This is a genomic window from Spiroplasma sp. Moj (genome assembly GCF_016082285.1).
In the GTDB taxonomy this organism is placed as follows: domain Bacteria; phylum Bacillota_I; class Bacilli_A; order Mycoplasmatales; family Mycoplasmataceae; genus Spiroplasma; species Spiroplasma phoeniceum.
In genome coordinates this window covers 1-2406 of sequence record NZ_MQTY02000132.1, presented here as the reverse complement: position 1 = coordinate 2406, position 2406 = coordinate 1, and the positions used below count along the sequence as shown (strand labels likewise).

At 27.3% G+C, this 2406-nt stretch carries 2 protein-coding genes; both read right to left on the bottom strand.

Features of this window, described 5'->3' with window-relative positions; all coding sequences use genetic code 4:
- Window positions 1-161 precede the first annotated feature (161 nt).
- The gene (gene fba, locus BST80_RS05010; RefSeq protein WP_415746240.1) at window positions 162-1052 is read right to left on the bottom strand and encodes a class II fructose-1,6-bisphosphate aldolase; all 891 of its coding nucleotides are present in this window, start codon (window positions 1050-1052) and stop codon (window positions 162-164) included.
- A 337-nt stretch (window positions 1053-1389) separates the two neighbouring features.
- A complete protein-coding gene (gene mutM / locus BST80_RS05005; protein WP_415746239.1) occupies window positions 1390-2223 on the bottom strand; it encodes a DNA-formamidopyrimidine glycosylase in 834 nt (277 codons plus the stop codon).
- Between the last annotated feature and the right edge of the window lie 183 nt (window positions 2224-2406).

The window sequence follows — 2406 nt, the reverse complement described above, 5'->3', positions numbered from 1 at the left end:
TTTAAGAACTTAAGATGCTGTCCTTTCTCTGAATTAATTAATAATTATGGGTTTACAAATAAAAAAACANCCCTTTAATAAGAGTTGTTTTAGCGCGTTTCGTTTTACAGTTTACAAAACATAAAATTAAAGAAAAAAACATTTCAAGAATGAAATGTTTTTTATGCTTTACCTTTGCATCCAAACCATGATGTTAATTCATCAAATGTTGCTTTAATTGCTTCATATCCAGGTTTTAATAATTTTCGTGGGTCAAACCCTTTCCCATTTTCTGATTTGTCTTTTCCCTCTTCAATATATTTTCTTGTTGCAGCAGCAAATGCAATTTGTAATTCAGTATTAACATTTATTTTACTAATTCCTAATGAAATTGCTTTTTTAACTTGTTCTTGCGGAATTCCACTACCACCATGTAAAACCATTCCAATTTTTACAGCAGCTTGAATATCTTCTAAAGGTTGAAAATTTAAACCTGGTCATCCAGTTGGATAAGGACCATGAATATTTCCAATTCCTGCAGCAAGAAAATCAATTCCTGTTGCTACCATTTCCGCAGCTTCTTTTGGATCACCAATTTCACCAGCACCAACTACACCATCTTCTTCTCCACCAATTGTACCAATTTCAGCTTCAACTGATACACCATTTGTTTTTGCATATGCTACTACTTCTTTTGTATTTTTTAGATTTTCAACAAATGGGTGGTGGCTACCATCATACATCACTGAGGAAAAACCAGCATCAATTGCCATTTTACAACTTTCTACTGATTGACCATGATCTAAATGTAATGCTACTGGAACAGTAATGTCTAATGAGTCTAATAACGCATTAACCATCGCAACAACTAAATTATAACCTCCCATATATTTAATCGCTCCCTCTGAAGCTCCTAAAATAATTGGTGTTTTTTTTACTTGCGCAGCTTCTAATAAAGCTTTTGTTCACTCTAGGTTGTTAATATTAAAATGACCAACAGCATATTTATTTTGATGTGCTTTTTTAATTATTTCACTAGCATTAACTAATCTAGCATGATATTTTTGTCTCATAATTCTTTTCCCTTCTAATATAAAATATTACGATAATATTATAAACTTTTTATTTTAAAAAATAATATAAAACAAAAGAATTTATTAATATTTACCTAATTTACCAAAATTTACCAAAAAAAGAAAAAAAATATAATTTTTAGAATTCTTATCCTCTTTTTTAAAAACCCGTGTTATAAATAAAGTACTATATGGCAACATTATAGTAAACAAACAGAGCTTATCATTACCTGATGGATGGGACTCCTAAAAGGTAATACCCAAAGATAGGTATCCGTTAGTAAATAGTTTTTTCATAGTTTTTTCTAAAGAGCATTTCTAAACAAGGAATGCCTTTTTATTTTAATTTTTGACAATAATTACAAAAATAAGTTCCTCGTCCATTGACAAAAATTTTATCAATTAATTTATGGCAATTAACACATTCCATTTTATTACGCCCATGTACTTTTAATTGTTGTAAAAATTTACCATCCATTCCTGGTTCAGGATGATAAGTTGCAATCGTTGTTCCTCCTTCATCAATGGCTTTTTGTAAAACTAATTTTGTATTGTCAATAATATTTTGATAATCTTGATCAACTAAATTTTTTGTTCTTTCACCAGGATGAATTTTAGAAGCAAATAAAATTTCATTGGCATAAATATTCCCAATTCCAACAATAACATTTTGTTCCAATAATGTTGTTTTAATCGGCTGTGATTTATTTTGCCAAGCATTTTTTAAATATGAAACTGTAATTTTTTCATCAAATGGTTCATATCCTAACTTATTCAATGGTGCTTGTTGTAAATAATCATTTTTATTATATAAATGCATTGTCCCAAATTTTCTTGTATCAAGATAACGTAATTGAAATTGATGATCAAGTTCAAATAAAACCATAATATGTTGTCATTCACCATGTTCATCTTTTAGTGTAAAATAATATTTGCCTTCCATACGTAAATGACTAATTAAAACATAATCATCCAATATAAATAGTAAATGTTTCCCCATTCGATCAATTCGATTAATTTTTTGTTTAACAATTTTTTTTATAAATTTCTTTGAATCAAGAGGATATTTTATTATTTTATTTCAAAAAATTTGACAATCAGTAATTGTTTTTCCAACAACATGTTTTGTTAAAATACGACGGACCGTTTCAACTTCTGGTAATTCTGGCATATTGTTCCTTCTTTCTTAATTAATAATTTAATTTTATTTTTATATCTAATAAAAATCAAGATGCTAATAAGTAATTAAAATTATAAAAAGTGATATGATTTAATAGACTTCTTGCATAACCTAGTTATTTTAAAATTCCTATAAAATATATTTAAAATAGAAATTATAGGAATCTAAAATTAT